At 59.7% G+C, this 4,526-nt stretch carries 5 protein-coding genes; 2 read left to right on the top strand and 3 right to left on the bottom strand.

Annotated features, from left to right (window positions below; genetic code table 11):
* A partial coding sequence (locus M0974_RS29115) for a conjugal transfer protein TraH (RefSeq protein WP_297845201.1) occupies positions 1–643 on the top strand: 643 nt, incomplete at its 5' end.
* 9 nt (positions 644–652) lie between these two features.
* Positions 653–3,463, top strand: coding sequence for a conjugal transfer protein TraG N-terminal domain-containing protein (locus tag M0974_RS29110; RefSeq protein ID WP_297845199.1), 2,811 nt, complete (start codon positions 653–655; stop codon positions 3,461–3,463).
* Between the two features lie 19 nt (positions 3,464–3,482).
* Here the strand turns inward: M0974_RS29110 and M0974_RS29105 are convergent, their stop codons facing one another.
* The 3 genes from M0974_RS29105 to M0974_RS29095 form a co-directional block, all read right to left on the bottom strand.
* On the bottom strand, positions 3,483–3,815 hold the full coding sequence (locus M0974_RS29105) for a hypothetical protein (RefSeq protein WP_297845197.1): 333 nt from the start codon (positions 3,813–3,815) through the stop codon (positions 3,483–3,485).
* A gap of 44 nt (positions 3,816–3,859) precedes the next feature.
* The gene (locus tag M0974_RS29100; RefSeq protein ID WP_297845195.1) at positions 3,860–4,267 is read right to left on the bottom strand and encodes a type II toxin-antitoxin system VapC family toxin; all 408 of its coding nucleotides are present in this window, start codon (positions 4,265–4,267) and stop codon (positions 3,860–3,862) included.
* An 8-nt stretch (positions 4,268–4,275) separates the two neighbouring features.
* On the bottom strand, positions 4,276–4,526 hold a 251-nt coding region (locus M0974_RS29095), incomplete at its 5' end, for a hypothetical protein (protein ID WP_297845194.1).

Genomic DNA, 4,526 nt, shown 5'->3' with positions numbered 1-4,526 from the left:
GGTGGCCTCGCAATTGACCACCACAGCAGACGCCAGCGCTGGCAACCTGGTGGATGCGCTGCTGCACGGCGGCACGGTGCCGATCTACCAATGCTCCGACGCCACCACCGATGCCTCAGCCTGCCTGAATGTCAGCTCGACGACGACCAACATCACCATCAGCTCGACCCAGGCCATCGTGCCGCAGGTGGAGGCGCTGCTGACCTCGATCACTGAGAAGATCCAGACGGATACGCCCCTGAGTACCCAGGAGCAGGGCTTGATCCGCTCCACTACCCTGCCCGTCTACAAATATCTGACCGTTTCGGTGGCCCTGCTCGGCGCCAACGCCCAGGCCGATGTGACCAAGTATGGGGAGATCATCGGCAAGGATTTGCTCTACGCCTATCTGCTGGACCTGCTCAAGAAGGTGGATACCGGCGCCTCGCAGCTCACCACGCAAAGCAAGCAGGACATGGTGACGGGCTTCCTGCAGGACATCCGGCAGGCGCGACAGGCCATCGCCCAGAGCGATTCCAAAGTGACCACCGATTTCAACGCAGCGCTGTCGCTGACCACGGCTGCACGGGACTACGAGCGGGCTTTGGTCGGCAGTCTGTCGCCGGCGATCGTTCAAAGCGCGCTGTTCCAAGCAAAGGAATAGGACCCGGCCGTGAACTGGCAGATTTATACCCTTGGCGGGGGTCAGTACCTCAACCTGATCTTCAACGGTGTGGTCGCCATCATGGGAAACGGCGACTACATGTACCTGCTGAAGATCGGCATCCTGCTGGGGATGCTGACCGTGATGCTGCGCTCGGCCTACAAGGGGGCGCTGATCGACCTTCAGTGGCTGCTGTTTGCGGCGATGGGCTTCTACATCGCCTTCCTGCCCACGGCCACGGTCATCATCGACGACGAGCTCGACCCCAGCCAGTCCTCGGTGGTCAACAACGTGCCGCTGGGCCTAGCGGCATCGGCGGGGTTTTCCAACGCGGTGGGGCACTGGCTGGCACAGACCTCAGAGGCGGTGTTTTCCCTGCCCGGCGACATGGACTACACGACGCACGGGATGCTGTTTGGGAACAAGCTGGTGGACGCGACGATGCGGTTCGAGATCACCGATCCGCGGGTCGCCGGCAACTTTGCCTCTTTCTGGCAACAATGCGTGTTTTATGACCTGTTGCTGGGCAAGTACACGCTAACCGACCTGGAAACGGCGCCAGACCTGTGGGCCTTCATCCAGACCAACACCTCGGTGGCCCGGGCGTTCTCCTATCAGCCGGCCGGCGGCTCCTCAACTATCGAGATCTGCCATACCTCGGCAAACGGGGATTTGAACCACGACCTGCAGAGCGAGATTCCCAATGTCGAGAATCTTTATGGAGCTCAGTTGGTGTCGGCGGCGAGCCGCAATGCGGCGATTGCGGAGTTCGGGACGGCTATGCCGGTGGCTGTGCAATATTTCAGCAGCTTGTCCGACAGCGAATCGCAGATCATCTCCCAGGCGATTCTCGCCAATTCCATGCAGCGCGGCGTGTCTGCCTGGGCATCCCAAGTCAATGCACCGGCGGCGGCGCAGAACTATGCCCTGGCACGGGCGGAGGCAGAGCGGCGAACGACCTACACCGTGCTCGGGCAACTTGCCCAGAAATATCTGCCGATCATCCAGAATATTCTGCAGGCCGGCATCTATGCCGTGTTTCCGCTCGCCTTCATCCTGATGCTCATGCCGGGCGGGCACCGGGCGGTGCTGGCGTATGCGAAGGTGCTGGTGTGGATCACCTTGTGGCCGTTCCTGTTTGCTGTGATCCATCTGGCAATGACAGTGTTCAGCGCCATTGCTGCTAACCCAGCAATTACCATGGCCAACGGCACCAAGGTGTTGTCGATGGCAAACTACACTGCCTTCGGCCAGGTGATGTCCGACTACTCGCTGTTTGCCGGATATCTGACCATTTCCATCCCGATCATCGCCTGGATGCTGGTCAGCGGCAGCGGGCAGATGCTGGCTTCGGCCGCGCAAGGCATCCTCTCCAGCTACGAGAAGACGGCCAGCAGCGCCGCCGGCGAAGCCACCACCGGCAACGTCTCGTTGGGGAATACCAGTTTCGGCAATGCCAACTGGTGGGCACAGAATGCGGCGCCGTCCACGCAGGCCGGCTATGCCCAGATGACCGGCGGCGACGGGATCATGCGCAAAACGGCGGCCGGGCACGAATTCGATTCGATGCCGATGTCGGCGCTTCCGGTGTCGATGGCATTGGAAAGTTCAGTGCGGGGCTCAATCGAGAGAGGGACCGCCGAAGCGACCCGGGCGGCCCGCTCGGACAGCGTTGCTGAATCGCAACGGATCGGATCGCAGCTCTCGGAATTGGACCAGATGAACAGTCAGCTCGCGAGGAGCCAGGATTTCCGCAACAACGTCGACAAGGCCACGGCGGCGGACTTCCAACGCAATTACAGTGAGACGACGGGAATGCTGGACAAGCTGCGGGAAGGCACCCAGCTTACCCGAGGCGAAACAGCACAGCTCATGTTCAACAACGGAGTGGGCCTCTCCGGGAACCTTGGAATCGAAACACCCAGCGGGCTTCCTGTCCAAGGGGGCGCCAACGCAAATATCAGCGTAAGCGGCAATTACGCTTCAGGTGACCAGGCTGGAAAGCAAAAGGTGCTCGATCGCGCAAAGGAACTCGGCTACGACACGACGTTCGGAACAGCATTGGCGACGACGCTCAAGGCTGGCGCCGATGTCGCAGGCAGCTATAGCGGAAGCGACATGCAAGGCTACGCCAAGGGTGCGACCAGCCAGTTCTCAAAGGAAACTTCCGTCGCGACGACTGCGAATGCTTCCGTTGAGCGAGCACGATCATTCCAAGAGGCGCGCAGCTTGAGCGAGGGCGATGGGTTCGGCGCCCGCACCCAACTCGACGACAAGTTCAAGAACTGGCTCGCAGACAAGATGGGGGACCAGAACAAAGCGCTGAGCCTAATTCGGGAAGGTGCACAGGGCGGAGACCCAGCGGCCCAGGCTGAGCTTACGCTCAAGATGCGTGAGTTTTCCGAAACATTCGCAGATCAGATCACCAAGACCGTGGGGCCGCTCTCGTCAGACTCGGTATCCGACACAGGCAGGGAATGGATGGCGGATATCCACGGCACTGGGAGTGCCGATGTTCATCAACTTAGATCAGAAGGGGCCGGACGGGTTGCGGGTGGTGCCGCCGCCAGCAATCTCGACAAGACAAGCGTGGATGCACAGGTTGACTCAGCCCGTGGTGATGGCGCGGCAAAAGAAAATGAATTGACGCAGGACGTCTGGAGAGATCAATCAGGCGAGGGCATCCAGGCTGTCGCCACCAAGCGACGCGTCGAGGGTGAAATGAGCGAGGCAGAGAAGAAATCGCTGACTCAGCAGGCAGTTCTGGAAAAGCTGACGTTGCCTGACCCAAATTCAGATCAGCCGGACAAAAAGCGCTGACCAAGGTTCTCGCGCAACGTCAGTCGTCGTGGCGACCAAAGATGTTCGTACCAAAGGCCTCATTCTGCCCGAACAGATTGCCGCGAACATCCACCGATCCGGCCATGGGAAGCCCAGTGGCGGGATTGATGCTCGCGCTTTCGATCTGAGCCGGCGTAGTTGGATCTTCACCAACCGTCGCATTCACTGCCCTGACTCGTTGCGCAGCTAGATAGCGAGTAAGAGCTACGGCGGCGGCGACGGATGTGGGTAGCACGAGAAACGCCAGCCACATGTGAATAGTGGCGGCGGCCACCGTAACAATCACCACCGTGATTCCGAGAAGCACCTTGTCCATCTTACTGACGTTCATGTTCAACTCCTCTACATCTCTTCTGTGCCAATCCTCAACTTATATCAAACCTCGAACTCCGACAGGTGCACGACCGATCCGCTCACCTTGGCCTTCGCCACATAACGCTCGTCCGCCGTAACAAACATGCCTTTGGCGACCAGGGCCAGTGCATGATAGCTCGCGTCGTAAAACGTGACGCCGTGCTTACGACACAGCTCAACCGTTTTCGCCTGTACTTCGTCAGTGACAGACATTTCTTCCAGGCCACTGGTTTCACACAAATGCAGCCAAGTATCGGCCTGGTCGGGCACCTTCCGAACCAGGGTATTGCCGACCTCGAAGCGCCACAGGGTCGGCACCAGCAGGCGCAGCTTGCCTTGAACAGCCGCCAGCTGAATGGCTCGTGCGCGCTCCAAGTCTTCCTCGTTCTGCTCGAGGACCCACTTCAAAATGACCGATGCATCGACCACGGCTACATTCACCCGTGCGTCCTCGCACGATCCTTACGCACTTCCTCAACCACGTTGACGTTGATCCTGGGAAGCTTGGCGCGCAAGCGGTCCATCTCCTGCATCGCTCCCTCGCGGCGACGCAGTTCCAAAGTCCTGCTCACCGCTTCGTTCACCAGGCGGCTGCGCTCGCCTTTGGGAATCTGCTGAAGCTGCTCCCAAACCGAGTCTTCCCACATCACGTTCGCGCGCATACTCATAAATTCATCACACTCTAATT

It is taken from the genome of Pseudomonas sp., assembly GCF_026224925.1.
GTDB lineage: Bacteria > Pseudomonadota > Gammaproteobacteria > Pseudomonadales > Pseudomonadaceae > Aquipseudomonas.
Note: the sequence above shows the minus strand (reverse complement) of the source record. Positions and strands in the feature narration are given on the sequence as shown.